We start from the raw sequence: 25,941 nt of genomic DNA, 5'->3' as shown, positions 1-25,941 counted from the left end.
GTGCAGCAACGCGGCAAAAAGAGGACACGAAGCGGGCGCTTCGAGTCCTTTTTTGCGACAGGTGTTAGCGTGGGAACTTTACAGCAGTGCCAGAAAGGGTGCGACAGCCCCAGCTGAGCGCGCAAATGGTCACATCGCTGATTTTTGCGTTGATCACGCCATCGGCACCCAATTCAGCCGCTTCGATGCGCAATTTCTGCTCGGCCTGTGCCACGGTTGGTGTTGGGTGGAAGGCTGTGACTTTGCCGACGGTTCCCTTGACGGGACCAAGTATCTCAAACTGACCGTTGTTCAGGTTGTTTGAAGACGTCAGTTGGATCTGATCAACAGGCGTCGCGGCCGTTGCAGCAGCTTCTGTTTGTTTTTCAATGGCGGCGGGGTAAGTCATGGCATCGCCACAGGCGGAGAGGGCAACAGCAGCAACGGTAAGCATAATGTATTTCATGAGTGGTCCCTTAGGTGTCATGTGTTCGCTTTTGCATACCGTGCAAAATGTTAATATAGCTCTGCTTTTGCGAGTGACGGTGGGACATCCGTTCCAAACGCAAAAGCCCGGAGCGATGCCCCGGGCTTCTAAACTTTGAAAAGAGCTTGGCTTAGGCAGCCAGCGCTTCTTTCGCCTGATCCACAATCGCGGTGAACGCGGCTGGTTCATGCACTGCCAGATCGGCCAGAACCTTACGGTCCACTTCGATGCCGGCCAATGTCAGGCCGTTGATGAAGCGGCTGTATGTCAGAGCTTCGTCGTGCGCGCGCACAGCAGCGTTGATACGCTGAATCCAGAGTGCGCGGAAATTACGCTTACGATTCTTACGGTCGCGTGTTGCGTACTGGTTCGCCTTATCGACGGCCTGCGACGCTACCTTGAAGGTATTTTTGCGACGACCATAATAACCTTTTGCGGCTTTGATGATCTTCTTGTGACGGGCGTGGGTTACGGTACCACCTTTAACGCGGGACATATCTCAATCTCCTCTTAGCGGTCGTAAGGCATGTAGCCCTTGACGATCTTAGCGTCTGGGGCTGACAAGGTCGTGTTGCCACGGGCGTCACGAATGAATTTTTTGGTGCGTTTGATCATGCCGTGGCGTTTACCAGCTTGGCCAGCCAGTACTTTGCCTGTGGCAGTGACCTTAAAGCGCTTTTTGGCGCTCGACTTGGTCTTCATCTTAGGCATTTCCGTCTCCTTTAGTATTCGGTCGGTGACAAACGCGACTCGGCATGCCATATAGCCGGTCGCGCGAATAGAGGCGCCGTATAGATCGCAATGATCTTGCACGCAAGGCCTATTTGGTCAAAAACTGCATGCTGTCTTAGTGAATTATGTCTGCAATCACCCGAACCACAACATTGGGCAATTCCCCAACGCTATAGCGCGTCGGGTTAAGCATGATCGCCACGGAGATCACCGCCGCCGACAGCACAAAAGCAGCCATCGGCGCACGGGGGAAGCGGTTGTCTGCGTATGCAGCAAGCATGGCCGGGATCGAAAAGAGCCCAACAACGAGCCCGATCGTAATCAGATAGTCTGTGGTCATACTGCCTTCCGGATTGCCCCGGTGCTGACGCTACTCCGACTCGAGGTTGAAAATCAAACGCTCGTCACACGGGGACACTCGGAGAATGTTGGTCGTACCAGGCACGTTGAATGGCAAACCTGCTGTGACAACGATCTGATCGCTTTCTTCCGCATAGCCCAAATCGCGCGCTGCGCGCGCCGATGCCACAACGGCCATTTTGAATCGGGACACATTGGAAGTCATCACACAATTGGTGCCCCAGCTCAGCGCCAAGCGCCGCGCGGTGCCGCGCAAGCTGGTCATTGCAATGATCGGGACTCGCGGCCGTTCACGCGCAATCAACAACGCTGTGGTGCCGGACTGGCTAAAGCAACAGATGGCTGCAACCTGCGTAGTCTCCGCAATTTCACGGGCAGCAGCAACAATACCGTCTGCGATACCTGAGCGTGGTGCGCTGCGGCTGGCTTCGATGATTTCGCGATAAGTCGGATCGCTTTCCACCTCGATTGCCACATTGTTCATCGTGCTGACAGCTTCGATGGGGTAGCTGCCTGCCGCAGACTCTGCGGACAGCATGATTGCATCCGAGCCTTCATAAATCGCGGTGGCCACGTCGCTGACTTCGGCGCGGGTTGGCATTGGGCTTTCGATCATGCTTTCCAGCATCTGCGTCGCCACGATAACCGGTTTGGCCACGTTGCGACATTTGCGCACCAAGCGTTTCTGAATTGGCGGTACCGCACTAACAGGCAGTTCAACACCCAGATCGCCCCGTGCAACCATAATGCCATCAGACACGGCGAGAATGTCATCAAAGGCTTCAACCGCAGCCGGCTTTTCAATTTTAGAGATAAGCGCAGCGCGGCCCTGTGCCAGGTCGCGGGCTTCTTGAACATCTTCGGGGCGTTGTACAAAGGACAGCGCCAGCCAATCCACACCAAGTCCACAAACAAATTCAAGATCGTCGCGGTCTTTGTCTGACAGCGCGGCCAAAGGCAGCACCACATCGGGAACGTTCACGCCTTTACGATTGGAGATGGTGCCTCCAATGGTCACCACACAGTTGGCAAAGTCTTCGCCACAGTCTTCGACCTGCAAGCGGATTTTGCCGTCGTTCACCAGCAGGTTTGCACCTGCCTTTAGCGCCGCAAAAATCTCGGGGTGCGGGAGGCACACCCGGTTGATGTCGCCTTCGGTCGCATCCAGATCAAGGCGGAATTTCGCGCCTTCAACAAGCTCTTCTTCGCCATTGGCAAACACACCGACGCGCAGTTTGGGGCCTTGCAGGTCTGCGAGAATGGCGATCGGGCTTTGCAGGTCTTTTTCTACCTGACGAATGATCCGGTGCTTTTCACGGATTTCTTCGTGGCTTCCGTGGCTCATATTCAAACGAAACACGTCCGCACCGGCTTCGTGTAACGCCCGGATCATGTCGTAAGTTTCGGAAGCTGGTCCCAGCGTGGCTACGATTTTTACGTTTCTCAGTCGTCTCATGATCCGTCTTTCTTCGGCTTTGCCCATCTTGCCCAAGTGAAATGCCAGAATGGCTTTCCGTTAGGGCGCGTCTTGCCGTCTGCGCTACCTGTTAACGCTAACAAATGCAAGATGAACCTATCCTCTGAATTCCCTTTCTACCAGAGTTGCTCTAAGTCTGACCACAAAGCAATGACAGGTCCATGACATATATTCCCTTTTCCATCTATGGTGCCGACAGGCCCGCTCGTTGGCTGATCACATGTGATCATGCTTCAAACTTTGTACCCGAAGACATCGCGGGGGGCGATCTTGGTCTGCCAACCGAAGATATGCAGCGTCACATCGCTTATGACGTTGGCGCGCTCGGGACATCACTCAGGCTCGGTGAATTGCTAGATGCGCCGGTGATCTGCGCAAACTGGTCACGTTTGTGTATTGATCCGAACCGAGGATTAGATGATCCGACTTTGGTCATGCGTCTCTACGATGGTACGATCATCCCCGCAAACCGGTACGTTGACGAGATTGAAATTCAGCGCCGCGTGGAAACTCACTATCAACCTTACCATGACGCGTTGGAACGTTTGGCGGCCGCACGAAAAGACGTTGTTGTGATCGCGATGCACAGCTTTTCTCCGAAACTTAAGGGCCGCGCGCCACGCCCTTGGGAAATCGGTGTTTTGCATGCCCCCTCGGGGGATCGTTTTGGTCGAGCCCTGATCGCGCAATTGGAGCAGGAACCAGATCTTAATGTTGGCGACAATGAACCATACAACGGCGAGTTACACGGTGACAGCATCGACCAACACGCTTTGCGACCGGGGCGCTTGAATGCGTTGATTGAGTTGCGACATGACGAAATCGATACGCCGCAAAGCCAAATGGCATGGGCCGGGCGACTGGCTCCGATATTGGAAAAAACCTTGGCGGAAAGTGGCCTCTAAAACCCCATCTTTGGCAGCAATTCTTCCCCCCTTGTTCTTGCGGCTCGGGGGGCAAATACCCATATATCTCTTGAACAAAATGATCAGCTTGAAAGGAGGCTAATCATGACCCTAACAACCTTAACTGCCTTCTTTGGTTGGATGGCCGTCATCCACATCGGTGTGCTTCTGTTTGCGACGCTTATGATTTTTGGCCTGCGTGGTTGGATTACGAAGGTGCACGCCCGCATCACCGGCGTGGAACAGGCGGCTTTGGCCCCACTCTATTTTCAGTGGCTTGGCACGTACAAACTTTTGATCTTTGTCTTCGCGCTTGTGCCTTGGGTTGCGTTGACGCTGCTCTGATACGCTTGCCACTACGGGCGCGGATTGCTACGCCTAGGTTTACCTTAACAGTCGCGCCCGAAGGGATATGTCATGGACAAGCAAACCCAAATTGAACTGGAAGCTGCTGCATTTCGAACGTTGCGCGAACACCTGATGGGCAAGCGTACCGATGTACAGAACATCGACATGATGAACTTGGCTGGGTTTTGTCGAAACTGTCTTTCCAGATGGTATCAAGAGGCCGCAAATGAACGCGGCATCGAAATGAACAAAGATGAAGCACGCGAAATCTTTTACGGCATGCCCATGTCAGAGTGGAAAGCGAACCACCAAACTGACGCCAGCACAGAGACCAAAAAAGAGTTTGAAAAGGCATTTTCGGAAAACGTAGGTGGCGACAAAACCTAAGGCCGCGCCCTATCTTGCAAGGTTTGAAGAGGTCCGTACGGGCCTCTTTTTTATGCCCTATCGGCCAAAAACCGGCATGCAACCGCCCCATTCCCGCCCTGATTGTTCGATATTCGTTAACAAAGAGTTACTTCTTAAGTGAGGTCCAGTGATGCTGGCGATATTGGCTATTACCGCAGTTTTTGGAGTCGGCATGTTGGCTGACGTGATAAACAGCTATGACGATCCATCAGATGCCCACGACACCGGGGCTGATGAGGAGGACACCGTCACCGAAAGAGAATTTATGCCCAGCCAAGACGATTTCACGTCTGCTGATGGGCTCCTGGCACTGACCGATGGGGATGATGCTTTTGCTGGTGGTGACGCTTCGGACACGGTCTTAGGGGGCGCGGGACATGACGAACTGCGCGGTGGGAACGGCGCGGATTGGCTGGATGGCGGCGCTGGCAATGATACGATTTTGGGCGGCGCTAGTGGTGACGCCCTGAGCGGTGGCGCTGGCGCGGACTACATTCTCGGCGGTGCGGGTGAAGATGCCGTCACCGGCGGTGAAGGCAATGACACGATTGCATTGGGCGACAACAACGACATCTATGATGCCGTAGGCGCTGGCAACTTGGGATTTTCGGAAGGTGGAGATGACCTTGTGCGCGGCGGCGGTGCAAACGACTTCCTGCGGGACTACGACGGCAGTGACACGTTGCTAGGCGGTTTAGGCGATGACACGGTTATGGGCGTACACCCTGACATGCTCGATGAGTCCGCTGACGTTCTGCATGGTGGGTTTGGTGCCGATGTTCTTGTCGGCGACAACGGTGATACTATGGAAGGTGGCGAAGGTGTCGACAGTTTTGAGGCCGTCTTCGAATTTGGCGAAGACCGCTCCGCTGTTGTGATCACCGACCTGGATGCTGCCACCGAGGTCATTACGTTCTCCGCCAGTGATTTTGGTGACGATGCGGTGATGGAATGGGAAGCGTCTTTTGATGCCTCCACTGGTACGGCGACCATCCTCTTGTCCGGGTCACACACCGTGGACGGCAACGTGGTGACACTGGAGCAGGAACCTGCCGCAATTTTGCACAACATGACCGAAGCGGATGTGGCGCAATTGAATGTTCAACTGGATTACGCCGCCTAAGCTGACCCACATCAGCGGTTGAGCTCATGCTCATATCGCTGTTTTGCAATCGCTTCGTTCTGGGTCGATTTCTTGTAATTGGTCAGTGCAGTTTCGACGTAGTCCAAATGCGCAACCACAGCCATGCGCGCCGCCTCTGCATCGCGCGCTTGTAAGGCACTGTTGATGGCGCGATGCTGTTCGAGCAATTCGCCCCGTGTGGTGCGCTGTTTGAACATGATCATGCGGTTGTAAAACACGCCTTCGCGCAGGAGCTGATACATAGATCGCATCATATGCAGCATGATCACGTTGTGACTCGCTTCAATAATCGCCAGATGAAAATCTGCATCCAGCTGTGCCTCATCAGTTGGATTGCGCTTTGGATGCGCCGCTTCCATCTTTTCAAATACCGCCTGAATGACCTGCAAGTCCGTGTCTGAGGCCAAAGTGGCCGCCCGTTCCGCTGCCAAGCCCTCCATGTCTCTGCGAAATGCAATGTAGTCAAACACCGCTTCGTCATGCGCAGAAAAGAGTTGCACCAACGATTCTGAAAAAGCGCTTCCCAGCACATCTGCCACAAAAATCCCTGCGCCGGCTTTCGAAGTGAGAAGCCCTTTGTCTTGCAAGCTTGCAATGGCTTCGCGCAGACTGGGTCGTGACACGCCCAAGCGGTCGCTTAACTCGCGTTCCGCTGGCAGTCTTTCTCCGGGCCGTAAAATTCCACGCAAAATGAGAAGTTCGATCTGCCGCACCACCGAGGTTGAAAGCTTTTCCGGCTGAACCTTTTGAAACGGCATGTTTGTTGTTCCCTTCTAACTGGTCAGGTAATTTGACCACGTGCTTGGCATGAGGGCAAGGGCCGGGCTGCGTCGCAGTAAGGATTAACGGATCATTAACTCAGATCGGGCATACCTAAGCGTATGCGAGTGTTATGTTTTTTGTGTGTTATGCCCGTTTTTGCGCTGGGCTGCGCAGCGCCGTCGCCCTATTTTCAGGACGTCCCTGCAACCCGCGTTCAGGTGGAGGGCACAGTTTTTGCAGTGCGCCACAAAGGGCGCCTAGCGGAAGCCACACGTCTGAACACGCAATTTGCTCCAAATCTTATGAGCATTGCCCCACACGCAGAAACAGCATTGCGGGCGGTCACGGGATGTGACGTGATCGAACTGCGGGGTGATGCGGCACAGGTGCTGGGCATTCTGCATTGTGATCAAGCGCAACAGCCCCACGCCTTGGCCCTGCGGACACCTTCATGTGAAGTGGTTGATGTGTTTGTGCCCGCAGGTGCGGTTACCGGCTATTTAGAGGCGGAATGCGATTGAGAGGGACTAGGTGAGATCTTTGTACATAAACAACGAAGAGCTGTTGGCTTCATAGCTGCCAAAGGGGCCACAGTCGGCAAAGCCATGCGCGCGGTAGAGTGCATGTGCCTCTGACAATTTATCGCCAGTTTCCAGTTTGAGGGAGGTCAGGCCCGCGTTGCGTGCAGCGGCGTCGAGTTTCTGCATAAGTTTGTGTGCAACGCCTTTGCCTCGTGCTTCTGGGGCGACAAACATGGATTTGATCTCACCATAGCCTCCCTTGTCTGCCAGCGCGACACACCCGAGAGTTTGCCCGCCTTCGCGAGCGACAAAAAACTGAATGGCGGGTGTGCAAAGTTCGTCGATTGAGAGGAAGTGGTTTTCTTCCTTTGAGAACAGTGTTTGCATCAAGGCGTGACTGGCCTGCAGCAGCGCCGTGGCCTGTGGGTCGCGTGGGTCCCCGTCAACAACTTCCAATGTTCCTGCACTCTGTGTCATGTACCGCTTCCTCTGGCCCTATTTGGGCAGGTGTGGCACCGCTTGGCGATACTGTCCAGTTGGCGATCCCGACAGAGCGACAAAATGCGCCCGACACGCTTTGTTTGTGACACCTGTCGCCTAGAAAATGAGCCCTGAGACGCGGGTTCGTTTGCAGAGATGCTGAGCGTCTGCGGTTCCGCCCTTTAGGCCGCAGTCCGGCGCTTTGATCGCGCAGCGCAGTGCGCGCGGAACCAATCGGGACAGCGCAACTCCGGGAGAACATGGACGCTGGAGAACACGGACGCTTAAGAGAGCGCTGTCTCTCAGGACATCGGGCGCGCGTTGATGACGCTTGGTTTAGCTGGGGCGCTCCAACAGACCGGCTGGGGTCACGTCACCTCGAAAAAAGTCCACAGGTGGTTGATCGCTGGCAGGGGTGAACCGTTTAAACTCGTAGTGCATTTCACCATCTTCTGCGTCGGTAGCAATGACCAGACACTGATACAGATGTTTGCTTCCGTCATAGAGATCCACCAATCCCCGCAACTGCGGCGCGGTTTCAGCGTCGAGTGTGAAGCCATCGTCTAAAAACCGCACAACACGCACGCTTTGCCCATCCGCTTCGACTCGCAAGCGGTGACGTTGCTTTTGGGCTTTCTTGCGTGCAGCATCGATACCGGCCTGCACCTCAGCAGAAAAAAATGTGGTCATGGGATTCTCCGTCAGCCGTGTGATGATTTCCAACATGGTGACACGGGTCAAGCGAAGATTCGGTAAAGGCGGCGTTGGATGTGAGGCATTCACAGGTAAAGCAGCTAAAACAGCGGCTGGAGTTCTGTGCATCAACGCGCAATGACAGCGCGCATATGGCCGTTTTCGCAACACCAGTTGATGGGTAAGTTTCTGCCCAAGGCAGTACTTCTGCGCCATGAAAGGATGAGACTATGGGCTTACTTGTTGACGGAAAGTGGACCGACCAATGGTATGACACCAAATCGACAGGTGGCAAATTTGTGCGCTCTCAGTCTCAGTTTCGCAATTGGATCACCGCGGATGGTCTCCCGGGCGCAAGTGGAACAGGTGGGTTTGCCGCCGAAAGCGGACGCTATCATCTGTATGTGTCCTACGCCTGCCCTTGGGCCCACCGAACTCTGATATTTCGCGCGCTAAAAGGCCTGGAAGAGCACATCACAGTGTCTGCTGTGCATCCGGACATGCTGAGCGATGGGTGGACCTTTGAGACGGATGCGGACGGTGCAACCGGAGATACGCTCTACGGTCTGCCGTTCGCGCACAGCCTCTACACCAAAGCGGACGCGGACTATTCTGGCCGCGTGACGGTTCCAATTTTGTGGGACAAGAAAAGCGAAACCATTGTGAACAATGAAAGCTCTGAGATCATCCGCATGTTCAACAGCGCCTTTGATGGGATCACTGGCAATACGCTTGATTTTTGGCCTGAGGCGGAGCGTGACGCGATCGAAGAAGTCAATCAGCGCATCTACGATACCTTTAACAACGGTGTCTATAAATGTGGTTTTGCCACCTCACAGCAAGCCTACGATGCAGCAGTACATCCATTGTTTGAAACGCTTGATTGGCTAGAGGCGCGGTTGTCGCAAAATCGATATCTGATGGGCAACACCTTGACGGAGGCGGATTGGCGGCTGTTCACCACACTCATCAGATTTGATCCGGTTTATCATTTGCATTTCAAATGCAATCGCAACCGTATTGTCGATTTCCCCAACCTCTGGGCCTACACCCGTGAGCTCTATCAGGTGGCTGGTGTGGCAGGGACGGTGAATATGGCCCATATCGTCGGCCATTATCACCGCAGCCATGAGGGCATCAATCCGCATCGGATCGTCCCGGTAAATCCCGTGATTGACTACCTTGCACCTCACGGACGTGAGCGGCTTGCCGCAGCCTGATCTCGGCAAATTCTAACCTGCGCAGGTCAGAGACCTTGCGCAGGGCCAAGAAGATGCGCTAGGCGCGCTTTGCACGATGGGAGCAAGGCGCAATGAGTCAGCAAACACGCATATCCCCCCAAGCGCCGCGCGATCACGGCGGTGGCCTTGATGCGGCAATCGCCACCTGGGGTGGGACACGCGCTCACTGGTTGGACTTGTCGACCGGGATAAATCCGGTGCCGTACCCGCTCATAGATTTGCCCCCAGATGCCTGGACCGCACTGCCTGACAAAGGGGCGCAATCCGCATTGATCGCGGCGGCGCGCGCGTTTTGGCACGTGCCAGACGGCGCCGCTGTTTTGGCCGCCCCCGGCGCATCTGCGTTGATCGCGCGCATTCCCGCATTGGTCGCCCCGGGACGCGTCGAGATCCCGACGCCGACATATAATGAACATGCCGCCTCATTTGTTGCGCAGGGCTGGACCCTCACAAGTGAGGCCGCGGATGCGCGCGTGCTGGTACATCCCAACAATCCGACTGGCCAAATTTGGTCGGCTGCGGACCTAACAGCGCCGCTCACAGTGATCGACGAGAGTTTTTGTGACATCTGTCCAACACACAGCTTGATAGCGGAGGCCACAAAACAAGGTCGCATCGTGCTCAAGAGTTTTGGGAAGTTCTGGGGATTGGCTGGAGCTCGACTTGGGTTTGCGATTGGTGATCCGGAGATGATTGCGCGTTTGGCAGACTTCATAGGCCCTTGGGCGGTCTCAGGTCCCGCGCTGAGCCTCGGTACTGCCGCGTTGCAAGACCACGTTTGGGCCGATAGCACACGCCGACGGCTTGCCGACGACGCTGCACGCTTAGATGCCATGATGCGTGTCAAAGGAGCTGAAATTGCGGGGGGAACCGATCTGTTTCGACTCTATCATGTGGATGACGCCGCACAATGGCAGCAAAGATTGGCGCAAAACCATGTCTGGTCGCGTATTTTTCCATATTCTAAAACCTACCTAAGATTGGGATTGCCCGCGCCAGACCGCTGGGCGCAACTGGAGGCCGCATTATGAGCACTGCATGGATTTTGATCGGCGCGCTTTTGTTGGACGCCGCACTCGGCGAGCCACGTTGGCTTTGGCAGAAATTGCCACACCCCGCTGTGCTGATGGGGCGGGCAATAGATTGGGCTGACACGCAATACAACGAGGGCATCAATCGCAAAGCCAAAGGGATCATTGTGATCGTCGGGCTGGTGTTGGCCGCATGGATGCTTGGCAAAGTGATCAGCCTCTTCGGCTGGCTGCCACAGCTGCTGGTCGTTGCTGTCTTGTTGGCGCAACGCTCGTTGGTGGACCACGTGAAAGCCGTGGGCAATGCGTTGCGTCTGTCGGTTGGTGAAGGGCGGATCATGGTGGCGCGGATTGTCAGTCGAGACACGGCGGAAATGTCTCAAAGCGCTGTGGCCCGCTCTGCCATTGAATCCGGCGCTGAAAACCTCAGTGATGGCGTGGTGGCACCTGCCTTTTGGTTTCTGATTGCGGGGCTTCCGGGACTTTTGATTTACAAAATGGTGAACACCGCTGACAGCATGATCGGCTATCGTTCTGACCGACACAGAGAGTTCGGCTGGGCCGCCGCGCGGCTTGATGATGTCTTGAATTGGGTGCCGGCACGGATCACGGCAGCATTGATTGCGCTCACCCATCATGGGCTCCGTCACTGGAGTGCGGTTCGCAGCGATGCCAAATTACATCGTTCGCCGAATGCAGGTTGGCCAGAGGCCGCCATGGCACGGGCGCTCAATGTCGCGCTGGCCGGTCCACGGGCCTATGACGGGACGATGCAGGATTTTCCTTTTGTGCATGCTCAGGGCCAAAAACAGTTGTCGGCCAGCGACGTGGATGCCTGTTGTCGCGCGCTGTGGATGGCTTGGGGGGCCCTACTGGTGGTGTGCATCGCGTTTGCACTGATCTTCTAGACGCTTGCGGGGAGGGTCTGCGCTGGCTATGTCTGAGCGCAGATTTTGACCACGAGGGTATTTCGATGCGTTTATTGCCTACGCTTGCCGCGCTTGTTCTTTCAGCGGCCACTGCCACCAGCGCGGCTGCGCAATGCGGGGGGTCTTTTAACAGCTTCGTAAGTGGGTTGAAGAAAGAAGCCGCTGCCAAAGGCTACAACAAATCCACAACCGAGGCATTTTTTGCGAACGTGCGCCAAGACCCAAAGACCATAAAGGCAGATCGCTCACAAGGCGTGTTTCAAATGCCGTTTTTGGAGTTTTCGCAACGCTTGATCAGTCAGAACCGCATCGATGTAGGGCGCAAAAAGGCACAGCAATATGCGTCGACCTTTGACAAGATCGAGCGCCAATATGGGGTTTCGCGTGGCGTGCTTTTGGCTTTCTGGGCCTTTGAGACCGACTACGGCGCGTTTCAGGGCGATTTTAACACCCTGAATTCTTTGGTGACGCTTGCGCATGATTGCCGACGGCCAGAGCTGTTCCGTCCACAAGTCTTTGCGGCACTCGAACTTTATGACCGTGGCAATTTCAGCCCGACCAAAACCACCGGGGCTTGGGCGGGTGAAATCGGCATGGTGCAAATGTTGCCTGCCGACATAATCGAAAACGGCGTGGATGGTGATGGTGATGGCAAAGTCAGCCTCAAGACCTCCGCTCAAGACGCGCTGATGTCTGGCGGCAAGATGCTCAACCATCTTGGCTGGCGTGCAGGCGAGCCTTGGCTGCAAGAAGTCACGGTGCCGGCCAACCTTGATTGGTCCAAATCGGGACTGGACACCACCTTGCCCGCCCGCAAATGGGCGCAAATGGGCGTAAAGCCACGTGAGGGATCCATCGCCAATCTGCCAGCCTCTTTGCTGCTGCCGCAAGGGCGCAAAGGTCCGGCATTTCTCGCCTATCCAAACTATAGCGTCTACTTTGAGTGGAACAAAAGTTTCGTCTATGTCACCACCGCAGCCTACTTCGCCAACCGACTGGAAGGCGCGACACGTTACAATGCGGGTAAGCCGGACGCGGGACTGTCTGGTGCGCAGATGAAGCAGCTTCAAACCAAGCTCAAAGCGCGTGGACATGATGTCGGCAAAGTGGATGGGATCTTGGGCAAACTCACCCGCCGGGCGGTTCAGGCTGAACAGAAACGTCTGGGCCTGCCTGCAGATGCCTGGCCGACACCAAAGCTTCTCAACGCGCTGTGAGTTTAGATGACCTGCGCCCGCAGTACCACTTTCGCCAAGTGGGCGGGCGCATGCACATTTGGGATGTGCGCAAACTCTTAAAAAGCGCCGAGGCCCTTCCCGTGATCACGGTTGATGTGAGCGACATCCGTGAACTGGATGAAAGCTACTGGTTTGATGAAAGCCTGCAGCCTGCGACCTGCCGCGCGGTGGGCGATCACATAAAACTTGTTCATGCCGCCGATCTTGCCTATCCGATTCTGCTGTGCGCCGAGGGGCGTGTGATGGACGGGATGCACCGTGTTGTGAAAGCCTATGTTGCCGGCCACGCCACGATCGCGGCACGGCAACTGCACGTGACCCCGCCACCGGATCACATCGACGTGCCTGCGGACGATTTGCCTTACGAGTGAGCCTCGATTTCGCGCACCGGGAAGCGCATGCCATCGACCGTTTGCATCACCAGACGCCCACCATTTTCCACGATGCGGTCGCAGCGCTCTACCCCGGTGACAAAGGTCACACACACCACGCTGTCCTCCGCCACCTGCCAATGGCCGTACCATGTGCCGCCGCCGCCGTAGGTGTACTGATACTGTCCATTGCTTTCAAACACCGAGCGTCCGTCGTCAAAAAACACCAAGGTCTGGCCAGACAACCGCTCAGACAACGCAGACGCCTCAAACGGCATATCTCCGTTTTGTGTTTTCCAGTCCTGCGCGGCTGCGCCGGAGGCCAGACAGGCCAGTCCCAAAATCATCATTGTCCGCATTGCGTACCTCCTGACCCACCCTAGGCAGAGGTCGGCCCCCCTGCGCGTCACAATGCGGTGATGCTCGCTCGCTTTCCAACGCAGCTGTAGAAGAGACACCGAGTATGAGACAGAGAGGATGGCCTTTGACCTCGTTTAAGCGACGAGAGTCTCCGCCGCCTTCAGATCCACGGACACAAGCTGGCTCACGCCCTGTTCGACCATTGTCACCCCAAACAGGCGATCCATCCGGGCCATCGTCACCGCATGGTGGGTGATGATCAAAAACCGTGTGTTTGTGCGGCGGCACATTTCATCCAAAAGGTCGCAAAACCGCGTGACGTTGGCATCATCCAGCGGTGCGTCCACCTCGTCCAACACACAGATCGGGGCAGGGTTGGCCAAAAACACGGCAAAGATCAGTGCCATAGCTGTCAACGTCTGCTCACCCCCTGACAGCAGCGACAGCGTGGACAGCTTCTTGCCCGGCGGCTGACACATAATCTCAAGGCCTGCCTCCAAAGGATCATCGCTTTCCACAAGCACCAGATTGGCCTCACCGCCTCCAAACAGATGGGTGAACAACAGCGCAAAGTTGCTGTTCACCTGTTCAAAAGCGGTCAACAGACGTTCGCGGCCTTCTTTGTTCAGGCTGGCAATTCCATTTCTGAGCGTGCGAATGGCTTCTTCCAGATCGGTCTTTTCACTCACCAGCGCGTCGTGCTCTTCTTGCACTTCTTTGATGTCTTCCTCGGCACGAAGGTTTACCGCACCCAAGCTGTCTCGCTGGCGTTTCAACCGGTTTACATCCGCCTCAACGGCGGTGGCATCGGGCATCTTGTCCGGATCAACTTCGAGCCGCTCAAGCAACTCTGCGGGTGCAACCTCTTGCTCCTCGCGGATGCGCTCCGCAGCATAGGCCACGGTCTCCCGCGCCGCGTCGGCCCGCGCTTCTGAGCGTGCCCGCGCCTCGCGCGCTTCGCTGGCCAGACGCTCACAGTCTCGCTCAGTATGTTCCGCTTCGCGCAAGGCGGATTCTGCTTCTGCCAGCGCATCAGCCGCGGTGCGGCGGCGCTCCTCAGCGGCCTCGATCGCGTCGGTCAGTTCTTCGCGTTTCTCGGCAATCTCTTCTGGCGCGGCACCGGCTTCAATCAGCTCTTCCTCGGAGGCTTCTTTGCGCTCGGCAAGCTCATTCATCCGCTTCTCAGCCGTGTCCAATCGATGGCGCCAGCCGCTGATCTCTTTGGTGACTTCTTGGGAGCGCTTAAGGCGTGCTTCGCCCTCGCGCCGCACTTCGTCATGGGCAGAACGACGTGTCATCATCATGATGCGCGCGCCCTCGACGGTCATCTTGATGTCTTCGACCTGTTGGCGCGCCGCATCAAGATCGCCCAAATCAGACAGGGCGCGTTCTGCCTCTATGAGCTGCTGCCGCGCCGCCATGGCCTCTTCTTCGTGGCGTGTCACCGCCAACCCAAGACTTTCCAACCTGCCTTCGGCCAAGTTGCGATCTGCTTCGGCGCGGCTGAGCGCGCGGTTGGCATCTGCCACCGCACGATCCGCCGCGCGGCGCGCTTCTCGGGCGGCCTGATCTACGTTGGACAACTCGCGCAACCGCGCCTGCAGTGTTTCATGTGCGTCCACGGCGCCATCCGCCCGGGCCGTGGCCCGCGCCATGGCCTGCTTCAGCTCTTCAAGGCGGTTGAGCTGTTGGAGGCGCAGCGCGGCGGCGCTGGGCGCATCCTCAGCCCAAGCGCGATACCCGTCCCAACGCCAAAGGTCGCCCTCCATCGACACCAGCCGTTGACCCGGCTTTAGCAACGGCTGCAAACCCAAAGCGTCTTCGCTCGCGACCAATCCGATCTGGCTCATCCGGCGCTCTAGAACCTCAGGCACAGAAACGTGCTGCACCAGCGACGTGACCCCGTCGGGCAGGGGCTGCACCGCATCGTATTGTGCGAGCACATACCAGCCTGAGGGGCCGTCTTCATCGACTTCCGGGGCACGCAGGTCATCTGCCATAGCTGCCCCAAGCGCCTTTTCAAACCCTTGTTGCACCTGCAGGCGATCCAGAATTTGTCCACCTTCGGCAGTGTCGCGCTCAACCAGCTTTGCAAGGGCGGTGGTTTCCGCCCGCAGCGCGTTTAGTTCTCCCTCAGCTTCAGAGCGTTCCGCGCGGGCATCCGCTTCACGTGTTTGGGTTTCCGCCCGATCTTCTTCCACTTCGGCCAGACGTTCCTCAGCATCTTGCGCCGCCTCAAGCGCTTCTTCTTCGGCCTCGCGGGCCGCTTCCAAATCTTCGGCGGCGCGGTTCAATGCGCCTTGAGAGGCCGCCACTGCGGCGCGCGCCTTGTCAGCCTCCGCCTCGCTTTTGGCTTGGGTCTTATGACTGTCGTCCAAAAGGCGTTGCGCCGATTGGTGCCGCGCCGCAAGCCGCGCAACATCTTCGGTCATCTGCGACAACCCCGCCTCGTGCTCTTGCAGAACACTCGCAGCTTCCCGAGAGTCGTCGCTGGCGGCTTCAAGTTTCTCGGCATGGCCTTCGCCTGCCTTGATCAGTTCGCGCTGCTCCCACTCCAACCGCTCAACGGTGTCACCGGCGTCGCGGTTGAGCCCCGCCTCGCGCTCCATGTCACGGGCAAGCTGCAGGATGCGGTTCTTCAGCGTCTCGATGATCTGAAGCGCATGGGCCTCTTGATCGTTCAAACTGTCGCGCTGCACCTGAAGGCGCTGCAGTACGGCGGCGGCAATGGCCTCTTCTTCACGTTTGCCCGGCAGCACCTCATCGCGGGCCATGCGTTCTTTGGCCGCGGCACGCGCTGCAACTTCCGCTTGGGACGCCAATGTGGTGCGGTCGCGCAGCTCACTCTCTGTGGCGGCACGTGCATCATCCGCTTCACGCCAACGCCGGTACAGCAACATACCTTCGGCCTGCCGCAACTCATCGCCGATGGCGCGGTAACGTGCCGCCTGACGGGCCTGACGGGACAATTGGCTTAGCTGGCTGGCCAGCTGTTCAATGACATCATCCACCCGCGCCAGATTGGTCTCCGCACCCTTAAGCTTAAGCTCGGCCTCATGGCGGCGCTGATACAGTCCGGAAATACCTGCGGCCTCTTCCAAGATACGCCGCCGCGCCTTGGGTTTGGCGTTGATCAACTCGGCAATCTGACCCTGACGCACCAACGCAGGAGAATGCGCTCCAGTGGAGGCATCGGCAAACAGCATTTGCACATCGCGTGCGCGCACATCTTTGCTGTTGACCTTATAGGCGCTGCCTACGTCACGTGTGATGCGGCGCACGATTTCCAACGCGTCATCATCGTTGAAACCTGCCGGCGCAAGCCGTTCGGAGTTGTCCAGTTGAAGCGACACTTCTGCAAAATTGCGCGCTGGTCTGGTAGAAGCCCCGGCAAAGATCACATCCTCCATGCCACCACCACGCATGGCTTTTGGGCGGTTTTCCCCCATCACCCACCGCAGCGCTTCCAGGAGGTTTGACTTGCCACAACCATTTGGCCCCACAACCCCGGTCAGACCATCAGCGATGATCAGATCGGTAGGGTCCACAAAGCTCTTAAAGCCGGTCAGTCTGATTTTGGAGAAACGCAAATTCTAGGCGGTCCTGTGATTCCTTAGGGTGAAGGAAGTCTGCAAACAGGACTTGTGGTGAGTCAACGACAAACCACAGGATATAGGCTGATAGGCGAAGTTATCCACAAGATATCGGCTCTTTTTAAGGGGAATCGGTGTTCCAGCGCGCGGTTTGTGTCGTTTGTGGTGCCGGAAATGGCTGTGACCTATCGTGTATTTATGGGGATAACAGCATCGATATGGAGCGCCAAATCCAACAGAGATGGCCATCTGGAACTAGGATGGTGTCAATTGTCCGGTCTCAAGCACGCCCGCGACTGGGCGTTGTGAGCGTGCGTTGGACACCGCTGGCAACATAGACGGGGAAGGAAGGCACTGCGTCGACGCCCACAACATGAGACCGTCCATGTGACAAACGCAGATTGTGTTCATTGTGGCGACAGCCACACCGAGTTAGGTTCTTTGGAAAGAAAGGCGTCGCGGTGATCGCGGCCATTGAAAGGAAATGGGCAGCATGATTGCTTACGTCACTGTTGGGGCTGATGACATTGGGCGTGCAAAGCGGTTCTACAATGCATTTCTGCCGGATCTTGGCTACACTCTGAAAGAAGGGCCTGAGGGTCTAAGTTATGCGCTGCCAGTGGCGTCGGGGCAGGTGCCTGTTCTGCCAGATTTCTACGTTAAGCCTCCGTTTGATGGACGTGCGGCGTCGGTTGGAAATGGGGCGATGGTCGCATTTGAAGCTCGCGATCAACAGCAGGTTCGTGACCTGCACACTGCGGCACTCGGCGCAGGTGGGATCGGTGAAGGCAAGCCCGGCTTTCGTGCGTCCTATGGTCCTCACTTCTATGTTGGCTATCTGCGGGATCCCCAAGGCAACAAGATTGCTTTGTTCTCCAGTGATCCGACCGAACCTGGCCGAGACGATTGATCTAAATTTCAGCGGGTTTTGAGGGCGGCTGCGTTTCTTCACCTCTGCGCTTTCAGGCGCCCTCTGACCACGTCTGAACCGGAATACGTCGAAGTGCCTGCCTATCCGGCGTTGCATGCGAGGTCTGTCCAGGGGAGGCTCTGACTAAAAACTGACCATACCAAGGGCATTAATTTTCGCAGCCAGACTGCGCTCAAACACTCTTTTGTTTGTGCCGGTGGCTTCGAACGCAGGCTGGCGTCATGGAGATGGTCATGCACACTGCGCAAGAGGTGCTTTTGCTCTGTCACGCGCCATGTATCGCTCAGGACCAGAACGTGAGGCTTGGAACTCTGGTGCTAAAGATCCAGAACCAACCTCTTATTTTTGGCACGAGAAACACACGTGCACATGTAGCTGTTGGTCGCTTGTTCCTCCGGGGTAAGGATACCGTCGCGGTGGTCCACTTCGCCCTCCGCCACATCGACGATACAGGAGCCGCAAATCCCCTCAGAACAGCCAAAATCAATCGGCACACCATTGGTTCTAAGGACCTCCAAAATGGTGTCGTCTGCTCCGATCTGGTAGAGCGCCCCGGTTGACGTCAGCTCGACTTCAAAACTCTCCGCCTCCCTTTGGTCAACCTCAGATGCGGGCGAAAATCGCTCGAAGTGGATGGTGCCTCCACGCATAACCGTGCCCGCGTCTAGGACCGCCTTGAGCATGGGCTCAGGGCCGCAGGTGTAGACATCGCTGTCCACGGGCAGACTGTGCAAGACGTCAGAAAAATTGAGCTGCCCGTCTGTGTCATCGCAATGCAGGCGGTACCATTGATCCAATCCAAGAGCGCGAAATTTTGCATCCATTGCAGCCAGACCTCGTGTTCTGACAAGGTAGATGACCTGAAACGCGCGCCCAGAGATCAGCAACTCGCGGGCCATCGCCACCAAGGGCGTGGCCCCAATTCCGCCGGCAATCAATGTTACGTAGCGATCGCCTGATTGCAGTTTGAAGTGGTTGCGTGGTCCGCCAATCTCGACCGTCGCTCCGACTTCCAGTGCGTGCATCGCCACTGAGCCACCGCGCCCGGCGTCTTCCCGTTTCACGCCAACATTTAGGACGCGACCGTCTAAACTCCAACTCCACACCGAATATTGGCGGATAACATCGTTGCTCAGATGCACGTCGACATGTGCACCAGCTTCAAGGCCTGAAAAGCGACCCTCCAAGATTTCAAACGCGAAATCTGTCGTGTCGTCGCTCAGTTCGGATTTCCTGATAAGGCGGGCATTTTGCATCGACCGAAGCTCCTAGATTGGCCTAATGACCTCCTTCAAGAAAGCAATTGCCCTTTTCGCTCAATTGGGAAAATATTCAAATTCAGTTGAGTTAAATTCATCCTTGAAGCCCGGACCCTGCAAACGCCATGTCACGACGCCACTACGATTTACCGCCGTTTACGGCCCTTTCGGCGTTTGAAGCCGCTGCGCGCCATCTGAGTTTCAAAAGTGCTGCGCAAGAACTGTCTGTCACACCGGGGGCGGTGAGCCACCAGATCAAAGCGTTGGAGGGTGATCTGGGAACAGCCTTGTTTGAGCGCCAGCATCGTGGTGTCAAGTTGACGCCTGAAGGCGAAGCGCTTTATGGCACACTTGCTTCTGCTTTTGATCAGGTGTCGCGCCAGCTTTCCAACATTCGACGGATTGCTGATGACGACTCCGTCACCGTTGGTTCGACAACGGCTGTGGCCGCGCTGTGGCTATCACCCGCAATCATTCGCTTTTGGCGGGAATATCCAGAAATCAGCGTGCATCAGATCACCCAAGATCGGCCGATCCTCAACGCGCGCGAGTACGATTTCTTCATTAACTATGGGAAAGCCGCTGGCGTGACTTTGCCCCACACCCCGATTTTTCGAGATGAACTTGTCGCCGTTGCAGCCACAGATTTGGCCCGAGACCTTACGGGCAGCAGCCTGTCTCAATTGGCGCGGCAACGGTTGATCCATCTGGACGGCGCCAGTCCAACTTGGACAAAATGGTCGGATTGGTTTCAAAGCCTTGGCTATTCGGAAAGTCTCGCCATTGGCACCAAAGTGACCAGCTACTCGGTGGCGTTGCAGTTGGCGCGGAAGGGGGCAGGCGTCGCACTGGGGTGGCGGCGTTTGATTCAGCCGATGCTTGAGTCCAAGAAACTTTCCATCATCGAGCCCTATGCGCTTGCCGCCCCCAATCAGTTTCACTTGGTTGGTTTGCCGGACAGCGAGCAGTCCAAAGGGGCATTGGCGCTGAAACAATGGTTGTTGAAAGAGGCGGGCGCACATACGGTTTAGTTCAGATCAACTCTGGATGAACTTTTCAGATATTGAGCGTTTTCGCTGATCCAGTTCAACTGGCGCAGAGACTTACGAAAACGAAAGTTCGACGACCATGCAAAGCGCTCTTTCTTCCGTCTTAAACGACGTGAACTCGGCAAACGGTTTGCCGAATGAACACTATATTGATCCGACCATGTTTGAGGAAGAGAAGCGGTCTGTTCTGTATGCAAACTGGTCTGGTATTGGTTTTGGCAAGGACATTCCAGAAGCAGGCGATGCCAAACCGATCGATTTTTTGGGGATGCCAATCCTGCTTGTCCGCGATCGCAATGGTGACATTGGCGTGTTTCAAAACACATGCCGCCATCGTGGTATGATTCTGGTCGACAAACCGCGCAAAATCCGCGGTGCCATTCGCTGTCCGTATCACAGTTGGTGTTATGGGTTGGATGGCGCTCTGCGCGCCACACCCCACGTCGGCGGTCCCGGCCAAAACACGCATGAAGACATCAACATAGATGACCTTGGGCTCTTGAAAGTCCGTTCATTTGTTTGGCGGGACGTCATCTTCGTGAACCTTGACGGAAGCGCCGAAGATTTTCAGGTGGTGCATGCCGAGCTACTGAAACGTTGGGAAGAGTTTGAGCAGCCAATATTTCATGGGGGAGCTTCCTCCTCTTTCAAGCTCGAAGTCGCCACAAACTGGAAATTGGCCGTCGAAAACTATTGTGAAAGCTATCACCTCCCTTGGGTGCATCCGGGGCTGAACAGCTATTCGCGTCTTGAGGATCACTACAACATCCAACAGCGCGATCTTTACTCTGGGCAAGGCACGTTGGTGTACCGGCAATTTATTGGGGAAGGTGGTGAAAAATTCCCCGATTTCGAAGGCCTGAGCAACAAGTGGGACGAAGGTGCAGAGTACATCGCTGTCTATCCAAATGTGCTTTTGGGCGTTCAACGTGATCACAGTTTTGCCATTGTTTTGGAGCCTCAAGACTGCGGTCGCACGGTTGAACACATAGAGCTCTACTACGCACAACCGGCCTCTAATGCGCCGGAGCTTGAGGGGCTGCGCGATTCCAATGCGCAGCTTTGGAAGACAGTGTTTGAGGAAGACATCTTTGTAGTCGAAGGCATGCAGAAAGGCCGTCACGGGCATTTGTTTGATGGCGGTCGATTTTCACCTGAAATGGATGGTCCCACACATAATTTCCACCATTGGGTCGCGACCCAGATCGAAAATGGTCGCAATCCATGAACGCCCTTTTGCAAGATGGTCTGGCGCGCAACTACGTGGCCGGGTCATGGCGTGAGGGGGACGGTGGCGGCGTGATCGCTGTGGAGGATCCGGGGCTCGAAGAACACATGGCTGACAGTGCGCAGGCAGGTGAGGAAAGCCTTGCTCAGGCGCTTGAGGCGGCACGCACATCGTTTGATCGGGGCGACCTGGCGGATATGAATCCGGCGGCGCGCGGTCGCCTGATGGGCCGTATTGCGCAGGAAATTCGCGCACTTGCAGACGAAGGTGCGTATCTCCTGTGCCGCGAGAGTGGAAAGTCGCTGTCCGCCGCGCACGATGAATTCTCCGAGGCCGCAGAGTATTTTGAATACTATGGGGGCGTGGCTGACAAAATTGAAGGCAAATCGATCCCTCTTGGTCCGGGCTACACAGACTACACCGTGTTTGAGCCTTACGGCGTTTCGGCGCAAATCGTGCCTTGGAATTTCCCGGTTTCGATCGCAGCGCGCTCTCTGGCCCCATCGATGGCGGCTGGCAATTCCACAGTTATCAAAGCACCGGAACTGGACCCGATTGCACTCGCCATGTTGGGGCAGGCGCTCGAACGTGCAGAGGTTCCAGCCGGGTCGGTTTCCATCCTAAATGGCATCGGCGGCGATTTAGGTGCGCGGCTTGTTGCCAGTTCTGAGGTTGATCAGATTGTGTTTACGGGCTCTGTCTTCACCGGGCAGGCAATCCTGCACGCTGCGGCGGACACAGTGACACCGGCGCTGATGGAGCTGGGCGGGAAATCGGCAGCTGTTGTTTTTGAAGACGCAAACCTAGACGCGGTGATCTCCAGCTTACAAAGCGGCATCTTCTACAATGCTGGTCAGGTCTGCTCCGCTATGGCGCGGGTGCTGGTACATCGCTCCATCTATGAGGACGCGGTGGCGCGTGCCGCTGAGATGGCCAACGGTTTGAGTGTAGCCCACGGTCTGGAAAATCCCGAGCACACGCCGGTTGTGTCCGCTTTGCAATTGTCACGGGTCGAAGACCTGACCTCCACTGCGCAACAGGATGGCGCCCGCGTGGCCGCAGGTGGCGCACGGATTGATCGCAAAGGCTATTTCATGGCGCCAACGATCCTCGCTGACGTCAATCCTGCCAGTCGCGTCGCGCAAGAAGAGATCTTTGGTCCTGTCACCTGTTTTACCCCCTTTGACACCGAGGCTGAGGCCATCGCGATGGCAAACGGCACCGACTTCGGTTTGGTGGCAGGTATCTTCACACGGGACTTGGCACGCTCACACCGCGTTGCGCGCAAGTTGCGGGCCGGGCAGGTCTTTGTGAACGAATGGTTTGCAGGCGGCATCTCGACGCCCTTTGGCGGTGTCGGCAAGTCTGGTTTTGGCCGCGAGAAAGGTTTGGAGGCGCTCTACAATTACGTGCGCACCAAAAACATCGCGATATCTTTGAAAGTCTAACGATGGATCGTCACGCGCTCGATACGGCTTTGCGCGATGCGCACACCCACCATGATGTGGCGAAACTTGTGCGTCTCTACACGGTGGCCGGGGATGCGGCCGAAGCGCGCCAAGACATTGATGCGGCCTGTTTCTATCTCACACATGCCTTTGTGTTCGCGCTCGAAAGCGGGGCACCTGAGGCCGCAACCCTCAATCACCGATTGTCCGAATACGGCCGCGCCCAGCTGATCGAATTTTGAAATGACCACACACGCAACTGGTGGTGAGAACACCTACGACACTCTGCGAAACCACCCAAACACACGGCTTCTGTCTAAGCCCAAACGCTAACCATCCAAACGTGATGAGCCCTCATCACATGCTCCTAAACACAGTCGGCCATTTGTGCGCCGCGTTACGAAAAGAAGAGGACGTCCGACATGCGGACCGAAGCACAGGCTGTTGTCATTGGCGGTGGCGTCATTGGATGCTCTATCCTGTACCACTTGGCGAAACTTGGTTGGCGTGATGTTGTGTTGCTGGAACGCGATGAGCTGACCTCCGGGTCTACATGGCACGCAGCGGCAAACATCCATGGGCTACATGACAGCACCAACATCAGCCGCATTCAGCACTACACCATGAACCTCTACAACGCTCTGGAGGCGGAAACGGGTCAAAGCTGCGGCGTGTTCCAACCGGGATCGCTCTATCTGGCGCAGACCGAAGAGCGGGTGCATCAGCTGAAGCTGCAAGCGGCTAAAGCCAAACTCTACGACATGAACTTCTACGAGATCAGCATCGAAGAAGCCAAAGCGCTAAACCCGATGGTGAACTACGATGGCATTCGCTGTGTGATGTTTGAACCCGATGGCGGCAACGTGGACCCCTCTGGCGTCACAAATGCTTATGCCGTGGGCGCACGCCAGCGCGGCGCTGAGATTCATCGGTTTACCCCTGTCACCGCAACCCAACAGCAAGCAGATGGCACTTGGATCGTTAAGACACCTAAGGGCGACATTAGAACACCTTGGGTCGTGAACGCCGCGGGCCTGTGGGGGCGAGAGGTGGCGAAACTGGCAGGCATTGAATTGCCGCTTCAGCCAACAGAGCACCAATATTTCGTCACTGAAACCATGTCAGATGTCCAAGGCGCGGGGCGTCGCCTACCCTCAGTCAGTGACCGCGATGGGGAGTACTATCTGCGACAGGAAGGCAACGGCCTTCTGGTTGGCGCCTATGAGAAAGACATGAAATTTTGGGCGGAAGAGGGCACACCTCTCGATTTTGCGCACGATCTTTTTCCGGATGATCTGGACCGGATCGAAGAGAACATGATGAACGCCATTGAACGCGTGCCCGCGGTTGGTGAGGCCGGGATCAAACGTGTGATCAATGGCCCGATGATTTGGTCCCCAGATTCCAATGTGCTGATGGGGCCTGTTCCCGAAACAGAAGGCTACTTCTGTTGCAATGGCATCATTCCCGGGTTCTCTCAATCTGGCGGCATGGGGCTGATGGCCGCGCAGTGGATCATCGAGGGTGAAACAGAATACGACATGTTCGCATGGGATCTGGCGCGGTTTGACACCTGGGCGACGAAAGACTTCACCAAAGCGCGGGTTGAGGATCAGTACGCCCACCGCTTTGCCATTCACTTCCCCAACGAAGAACGCAGCGCAGGCCGCCCGGCCCGCACGCGTCCCATCTATGAAATGCAAATGGAGATGGGGGCTGTCTTTGGTCTGAACGCCGGGTGGGAACACCCACTTTGGTTTTCAGACACGCCCGGTGCGTCTGATACCAATGGCTTTACCCGGCAAAATTGGTGGGGGGCCGTCGGAAAAGAGTGCAAGATGCTGCGCGATCATGCTGGCATCATTGATATATCCAACTTCGCCAAGTACCGCTGCAAAGGCGCAGGTGCGGCCGACTGGTTGAATGCGGTGTTTGCAAACAACATGCCAAAAAATCTGGGCCGTTCTTGCCTGACACCCCTGATCTCTAAACGCGGTGGGATTGCGGGCGATTTTACCGTGACACGGGTGGCTGAAGATGAGTTTTGGGTCATTGGCTCTGGCCTTGCGGAACGGTATCACAAGCGCTTCTTCAAAGAGGTGCCTTTGCCCGCAGGGACCACCTTTGACAGCCAAACCGAAGCGATGTGTGGTTTTAACGTTGCTGGCCCTAAGTCCCGCGCTCTTTTGCAGCGCCTGACCAATACCTCACTTGCGACGGCAGATTTCCCCTTTATGCGCAGTCAATTGATTGAGCTTGCAGGGGTTCAGGTCTTGGCCCTGCGGGTGTCTTTCACCGGCGATTTGGGATGGGAGCTGCACTGCAAAACCGAAGATCAGGCCCGTCTGTATGGCGCGTTGATCGACGCCGGAAAGGCGTTTGGCGCTGGTCCGGTTGGCAGCCGTGCGTTGATGAGCCTGCGTGTCGAAAAAGGGTACGGGTCGTGGTCGCGCGAGTACAGCCCAGAATACTGGCCGCAAGAAGTGGAGCTGGATCGTCTGTGCAAATTTGAAAAGGACTTCTTGAACAAAGGCGCCGCCCAGAAAGTGATGGAAAACGCCGCACGAGAACACCTTTGCCTCCTGCATCTCCATGAGGCTGATGTGACAGCTTCAAATGCGGATGCCACCGGTGGAGAGCCCATCTTCAAAGACGGGAAAGGCATTGGGCGCGTCACATCAGGTGCATATGGCTATACTGTCGGCATGTCCCTTGCGCTCGGCTTTGTCAAAGACGCAAATCCGGGGGATGAGGTTGAGGTGATGGTCCTTGGACAGCCGCATAAGGCCACAATTTTGTCTGAACCGCCGTTTGATGCAGATGGCAAATCCCTGCGCCGTTGATGGCAATAGACACAGATTGAGCGTTGCGGAGAACGCCATCTTAGCTTCAGTCACCACGTCCGCTTGGGGCGCTGCTTCTCTTTGCCTCGCGTTCATTCACCCTGAGGTTTCTCATTCCGTTAGA

Annotated in this window: 27 protein-coding genes; 16 read left to right on the top strand and 11 right to left on the bottom strand. The window is 56.3% G+C overall.

Going from position 1 to position 25,941, the window contains the following annotated elements; translation table 11 throughout:
- Positions 1–64: 64 nt before the first annotated feature.
- The 5 genes from ABWV47_RS08720 to pyk form a co-directional block, all read right to left on the bottom strand.
- A complete protein-coding gene (locus tag ABWV47_RS08720) occupies positions 65–445 on the bottom strand; it encodes a hypothetical protein (protein ID WP_353310803.1) in 381 nt (126 codons plus the stop codon).
- Between the two features lie 151 nt (positions 446–596).
- Positions 597–962, bottom strand: coding sequence for a 50S ribosomal protein L20 (rplT, locus tag ABWV47_RS08715; protein ID WP_353310801.1), 366 nt, complete (start codon positions 960–962; stop codon positions 597–599).
- A 14-nt stretch (positions 963–976) separates the two neighbouring features.
- Positions 977–1,177, bottom strand: a complete 201-nt coding sequence (gene rpmI / locus ABWV47_RS08710) for a 50S ribosomal protein L35 (RefSeq protein ID WP_010443552.1) — start codon at positions 1,175–1,177, stop codon at positions 977–979.
- 136 nt (positions 1,178–1,313) lie between these two features.
- A complete protein-coding gene (locus ABWV47_RS08705; protein ID WP_353310798.1) occupies positions 1,314–1,538 on the bottom strand; it encodes a hypothetical protein in 225 nt (74 codons plus the stop codon).
- Between the two features lie 30 nt (positions 1,539–1,568).
- A complete protein-coding gene (pyk, locus tag ABWV47_RS08700) occupies positions 1,569–3,014 on the bottom strand; it encodes a pyruvate kinase (RefSeq protein ID WP_353310796.1) in 1,446 nt (481 codons plus the stop codon).
- A gap of 182 nt (positions 3,015–3,196) precedes the next feature.
- Here pyk and ABWV47_RS08695 point away from each other — a divergent pair, with 182 nt between their 5' ends.
- The 4 genes from ABWV47_RS08695 to ABWV47_RS08680 all read left to right on the top strand — a co-directional run bounded on the left by ABWV47_RS08695 (position 3,197) and on the right by ABWV47_RS08680 (position 5,819).
- Complete coding sequence (locus ABWV47_RS08695; RefSeq protein ID WP_353310794.1) at positions 3,197–3,940, top strand: N-formylglutamate amidohydrolase; 744 nt, start codon at positions 3,197–3,199, stop codon at positions 3,938–3,940.
- Between the two features lie 105 nt (positions 3,941–4,045).
- Entirely contained in the window at positions 4,046–4,285 is a 240-nt protein-coding gene (locus ABWV47_RS08690) for a DUF6868 family protein (RefSeq protein WP_353310792.1), read from the top strand.
- A gap of 72 nt (positions 4,286–4,357) precedes the next feature.
- On the top strand, positions 4,358–4,675 hold the full coding sequence (locus tag ABWV47_RS08685) for a DUF1244 domain-containing protein (protein ID WP_353310790.1): 318 nt from the start codon (positions 4,358–4,360) through the stop codon (positions 4,673–4,675).
- 151 nt (positions 4,676–4,826) lie between these two features.
- Positions 4,827–5,819, top strand: coding sequence for a calcium-binding protein (locus ABWV47_RS08680; protein WP_353310788.1), 993 nt, complete (start codon positions 4,827–4,829; stop codon positions 5,817–5,819).
- Positions 5,820–5,830: 11 nt separating this feature from the next.
- Here ABWV47_RS08680 and ABWV47_RS08675 read toward each other — a convergent pair whose 3' ends face one another.
- Complete coding sequence (locus ABWV47_RS08675) at positions 5,831–6,598, bottom strand: FadR/GntR family transcriptional regulator (protein ID WP_353310786.1); 768 nt, start codon at positions 6,596–6,598, stop codon at positions 5,831–5,833.
- Positions 6,599–6,748: 150 nt separating this feature from the next.
- Here ABWV47_RS08675 and ABWV47_RS08670 point away from each other — a divergent pair, with 150 nt between their 5' ends.
- Positions 6,749–7,123 (top strand): hypothetical protein, encoded by a 375-nt coding sequence (locus ABWV47_RS08670; RefSeq protein ID WP_353310784.1) that lies wholly within the window; start codon positions 6,749–6,751, stop codon positions 7,121–7,123.
- A 6-nt stretch (positions 7,124–7,129) separates the two neighbouring features.
- On the opposite strand, the gene ABWV47_RS08665 is transcribed toward ABWV47_RS08670, so the two are convergent.
- Positions 7,130–7,600: a GNAT family N-acetyltransferase gene (locus tag ABWV47_RS08665; RefSeq protein ID WP_353310782.1), complete on the bottom strand. Its 471-nt coding sequence runs from the start codon at positions 7,598–7,600 to the stop codon at positions 7,130–7,132.
- A 339-nt stretch (positions 7,601–7,939) separates the two neighbouring features.
- Positions 7,940–8,293 carry a hypothetical protein gene (locus ABWV47_RS08660; RefSeq protein WP_353310780.1) on the bottom strand — a complete coding sequence of 118 codons (354 nt, stop codon included), beginning with the start codon at positions 8,291–8,293 and terminating at the stop codon, positions 7,940–7,942.
- A 233-nt stretch (positions 8,294–8,526) separates the two neighbouring features.
- On the opposite strand from ABWV47_RS08660, the gene ABWV47_RS08655 reads away from it, so the two are divergent.
- From ABWV47_RS08655 to ABWV47_RS08635, 5 genes are all read left to right on the top strand, one after another.
- Positions 8,527–9,516 (top strand): glutathione S-transferase family protein, encoded by a 990-nt coding sequence (locus tag ABWV47_RS08655; RefSeq protein ID WP_353310778.1) that lies wholly within the window; start codon positions 8,527–8,529, stop codon positions 9,514–9,516.
- A 92-nt stretch (positions 9,517–9,608) separates the two neighbouring features.
- On the top strand, positions 9,609–10,568 hold the full coding sequence (locus ABWV47_RS08650; protein ID WP_353310776.1) for a threonine-phosphate decarboxylase: 960 nt from the start codon (positions 9,609–9,611) through the stop codon (positions 10,566–10,568).
- Entirely contained in the window at positions 10,565–11,476 is a 912-nt protein-coding gene (cbiB, locus tag ABWV47_RS08645) for an adenosylcobinamide-phosphate synthase CbiB (protein ID WP_353310774.1), read from the top strand. The genes ABWV47_RS08650 and cbiB overlap by 4 nt, the downstream gene beginning before the upstream one ends.
- 65 nt (positions 11,477–11,541) lie before the next feature.
- The gene (locus ABWV47_RS08640; RefSeq protein ID WP_353310772.1) at positions 11,542–12,714 is read left to right on the top strand and encodes a lytic murein transglycosylase; all 1,173 of its coding nucleotides are present in this window, start codon (positions 11,542–11,544) and stop codon (positions 12,712–12,714) included.
- The gene (locus ABWV47_RS08635; RefSeq protein ID WP_353310770.1) at positions 12,711–13,106 is read left to right on the top strand and encodes a hypothetical protein; all 396 of its coding nucleotides are present in this window, start codon (positions 12,711–12,713) and stop codon (positions 13,104–13,106) included. The genes ABWV47_RS08640 and ABWV47_RS08635 overlap by 4 nt, the downstream gene beginning before the upstream one ends.
- Here the strand turns inward: ABWV47_RS08635 and ABWV47_RS08630 are convergent.
- Together ABWV47_RS08630 and smc are read right to left on the bottom strand one after the other, a co-directional pair.
- Positions 13,097–13,465, bottom strand: coding sequence for a hypothetical protein (locus tag ABWV47_RS08630; protein WP_353310768.1), 369 nt, complete (start codon positions 13,463–13,465; stop codon positions 13,097–13,099). The two genes, ABWV47_RS08635 and ABWV47_RS08630, sit on opposite strands and share 10 nt — an antisense overlap.
- A 135-nt stretch (positions 13,466–13,600) precedes the next feature.
- Positions 13,601–17,056 carry a chromosome segregation protein SMC gene (smc, locus tag ABWV47_RS08625; protein WP_353310766.1) on the bottom strand — a complete coding sequence of 1,152 codons (3,456 nt, stop codon included), beginning with the start codon at positions 17,054–17,056 and terminating at the stop codon, positions 13,601–13,603.
- 496 nt (positions 17,057–17,552) lie between these two features.
- Between smc and ABWV47_RS08620 the strand changes: the two genes are divergently transcribed.
- Positions 17,553–17,969 carry a VOC family protein gene (locus ABWV47_RS08620; RefSeq protein WP_353310764.1) on the top strand — a complete coding sequence of 139 codons (417 nt, stop codon included), beginning with the start codon at positions 17,553–17,555 and terminating at the stop codon, positions 17,967–17,969.
- 338 nt (positions 17,970–18,307) lie between these two features.
- Here ABWV47_RS08620 and ABWV47_RS08615 read toward each other — a convergent pair whose 3' ends face one another.
- The gene (locus ABWV47_RS08615; RefSeq protein ID WP_353310762.1) at positions 18,308–19,246 is read right to left on the bottom strand and encodes a PDR/VanB family oxidoreductase; all 939 of its coding nucleotides are present in this window, start codon (positions 19,244–19,246) and stop codon (positions 18,308–18,310) included.
- A 128-nt stretch (positions 19,247–19,374) separates the two neighbouring features.
- Between ABWV47_RS08615 and ABWV47_RS08610 the strand changes: the two genes are divergently transcribed.
- The 5 genes from ABWV47_RS08610 (at position 19,375) to ABWV47_RS08590 (ending at position 25,817) form a co-directional block, all read left to right on the top strand.
- Positions 19,375–20,280 carry a LysR substrate-binding domain-containing protein gene (locus tag ABWV47_RS08610; RefSeq protein ID WP_353310760.1) on the top strand — a complete coding sequence of 302 codons (906 nt, stop codon included), beginning with the start codon at positions 19,375–19,377 and terminating at the stop codon, positions 20,278–20,280.
- Between the two features lie 97 nt (positions 20,281–20,377).
- A complete protein-coding gene (locus tag ABWV47_RS08605; RefSeq protein WP_353310758.1) occupies positions 20,378–21,526 on the top strand; it encodes an aromatic ring-hydroxylating oxygenase subunit alpha in 1,149 nt (382 codons plus the stop codon).
- Positions 21,523–22,974 carry an aldehyde dehydrogenase family protein gene (locus ABWV47_RS08600; RefSeq protein WP_353310756.1) on the top strand — a complete coding sequence of 484 codons (1,452 nt, stop codon included), beginning with the start codon at positions 21,523–21,525 and terminating at the stop codon, positions 22,972–22,974. The genes ABWV47_RS08605 and ABWV47_RS08600 overlap by 4 nt, the downstream gene beginning before the upstream one ends.
- A 2-nt stretch (positions 22,975–22,976) precedes the next feature.
- Positions 22,977–23,216: a hypothetical protein gene (locus ABWV47_RS08595; RefSeq protein WP_353310754.1), complete on the top strand. Its 240-nt coding sequence runs from the start codon at positions 22,977–22,979 to the stop codon at positions 23,214–23,216.
- A gap of 180 nt (positions 23,217–23,396) precedes the next feature.
- Positions 23,397–25,817 (top strand): GcvT family protein, encoded by a 2,421-nt coding sequence (locus ABWV47_RS08590; RefSeq protein WP_353310752.1) that lies wholly within the window; start codon positions 23,397–23,399, stop codon positions 25,815–25,817.
- Positions 25,818–25,941: the final 124 nt, after the last annotated feature.

Source organism: Shimia sp. NS0008-38b (assembly GCF_040370365.1).
In the GTDB taxonomy this organism is placed as follows: Bacteria; Pseudomonadota; Alphaproteobacteria; order Rhodobacterales; family Rhodobacteraceae; genus Shimia.
This window is presented reverse-complemented; position numbering and strand designations above follow the sequence as displayed.

What these genes read in the sequence shown, in the direction of transcription:
- ABWV47_RS08720 (WP_353310803.1), bottom strand. Translation starts at nt 445, where the DNA reads ATGAAATACATTATGCTTACCGTTGCTGCTGTTGCCCTCTCCGCCTGT.
- rplT (WP_353310801.1), bottom strand. Translation starts at nt 962, where the DNA reads ATGTCCCGCGTTAAAGGTGGTACCGTAACCCACGCCCGTCACAAGAAG.
- rpmI (WP_010443552.1), bottom strand. Translation starts at nt 1,177, where the DNA reads ATGCCTAAGATGAAGACCAAGTCGAGCGCCAAAAAGCGCTTTAAGGTC.
- ABWV47_RS08705 (WP_353310798.1), bottom strand. Translation starts at nt 1,538, where the DNA reads ATGACCACAGACTATCTGATTACGATCGGGCTCGTTGTTGGGCTCTTT.
- pyk (WP_353310796.1), bottom strand. Translation starts at nt 3,014, where the DNA reads ATGAGACGACTGAGAAACGTAAAAATCGTAGCCACGCTGGGACCAGCT.
- ABWV47_RS08695 (WP_353310794.1), top strand. Translation starts at nt 3,197, where the DNA reads ATGACATATATTCCCTTTTCCATCTATGGTGCCGACAGGCCCGCTCGT.
- ABWV47_RS08690 (WP_353310792.1), top strand. Translation starts at nt 4,046, where the DNA reads ATGACCCTAACAACCTTAACTGCCTTCTTTGGTTGGATGGCCGTCATC.
- ABWV47_RS08685 (WP_353310790.1), top strand. Translation starts at nt 4,358, where the DNA reads ATGGACAAGCAAACCCAAATTGAACTGGAAGCTGCTGCATTTCGAACG.
- ABWV47_RS08680 (WP_353310788.1), top strand. Translation starts at nt 4,827, where the DNA reads ATGCTGGCGATATTGGCTATTACCGCAGTTTTTGGAGTCGGCATGTTG.
- ABWV47_RS08675 (WP_353310786.1), bottom strand. Translation starts at nt 6,598, where the DNA reads ATGCCGTTTCAAAAGGTTCAGCCGGAAAAGCTTTCAACCTCGGTGGTG.
- ABWV47_RS08670 (WP_353310784.1), top strand. Translation starts at nt 6,749, where the DNA reads ATGCCCGTTTTTGCGCTGGGCTGCGCAGCGCCGTCGCCCTATTTTCAG.
- ABWV47_RS08665 (WP_353310782.1), bottom strand. Translation starts at nt 7,600, where the DNA reads ATGACACAGAGTGCAGGAACATTGGAAGTTGTTGACGGGGACCCACGC.
- ABWV47_RS08660 (WP_353310780.1), bottom strand. Translation starts at nt 8,293, where the DNA reads ATGACCACATTTTTTTCTGCTGAGGTGCAGGCCGGTATCGATGCTGCA.
- ABWV47_RS08655 (WP_353310778.1), top strand. Translation starts at nt 8,527, where the DNA reads ATGGGCTTACTTGTTGACGGAAAGTGGACCGACCAATGGTATGACACC.
- ABWV47_RS08650 (WP_353310776.1), top strand. Translation starts at nt 9,609, where the DNA reads ATGAGTCAGCAAACACGCATATCCCCCCAAGCGCCGCGCGATCACGGC.
- cbiB (WP_353310774.1), top strand. Translation starts at nt 10,565, where the DNA reads ATGAGCACTGCATGGATTTTGATCGGCGCGCTTTTGTTGGACGCCGCA.
- ABWV47_RS08640 (WP_353310772.1), top strand. Translation starts at nt 11,542, where the DNA reads ATGCGTTTATTGCCTACGCTTGCCGCGCTTGTTCTTTCAGCGGCCACT.
- ABWV47_RS08630 (WP_353310768.1), bottom strand. Translation starts at nt 13,465, where the DNA reads ATGCGGACAATGATGATTTTGGGACTGGCCTGTCTGGCCTCCGGCGCA.
- ABWV47_RS08620 (WP_353310764.1), top strand. Translation starts at nt 17,553, where the DNA reads ATGATTGCTTACGTCACTGTTGGGGCTGATGACATTGGGCGTGCAAAG.
- ABWV47_RS08615 (WP_353310762.1), bottom strand. Translation starts at nt 19,246, where the DNA reads ATGCAAAATGCCCGCCTTATCAGGAAATCCGAACTGAGCGACGACACG.
- ABWV47_RS08610 (WP_353310760.1), top strand. Translation starts at nt 19,375, where the DNA reads ATGTCACGACGCCACTACGATTTACCGCCGTTTACGGCCCTTTCGGCG.
- ABWV47_RS08605 (WP_353310758.1), top strand. Translation starts at nt 20,378, where the DNA reads ATGCAAAGCGCTCTTTCTTCCGTCTTAAACGACGTGAACTCGGCAAAC.
- ABWV47_RS08600 (WP_353310756.1), top strand. Translation starts at nt 21,523, where the DNA reads ATGAACGCCCTTTTGCAAGATGGTCTGGCGCGCAACTACGTGGCCGGG.
- ABWV47_RS08595 (WP_353310754.1), top strand. Translation starts at nt 22,977, where the DNA reads ATGGATCGTCACGCGCTCGATACGGCTTTGCGCGATGCGCACACCCAC.
- ABWV47_RS08590 (WP_353310752.1), top strand. Translation starts at nt 23,397, where the DNA reads ATGCGGACCGAAGCACAGGCTGTTGTCATTGGCGGTGGCGTCATTGGA.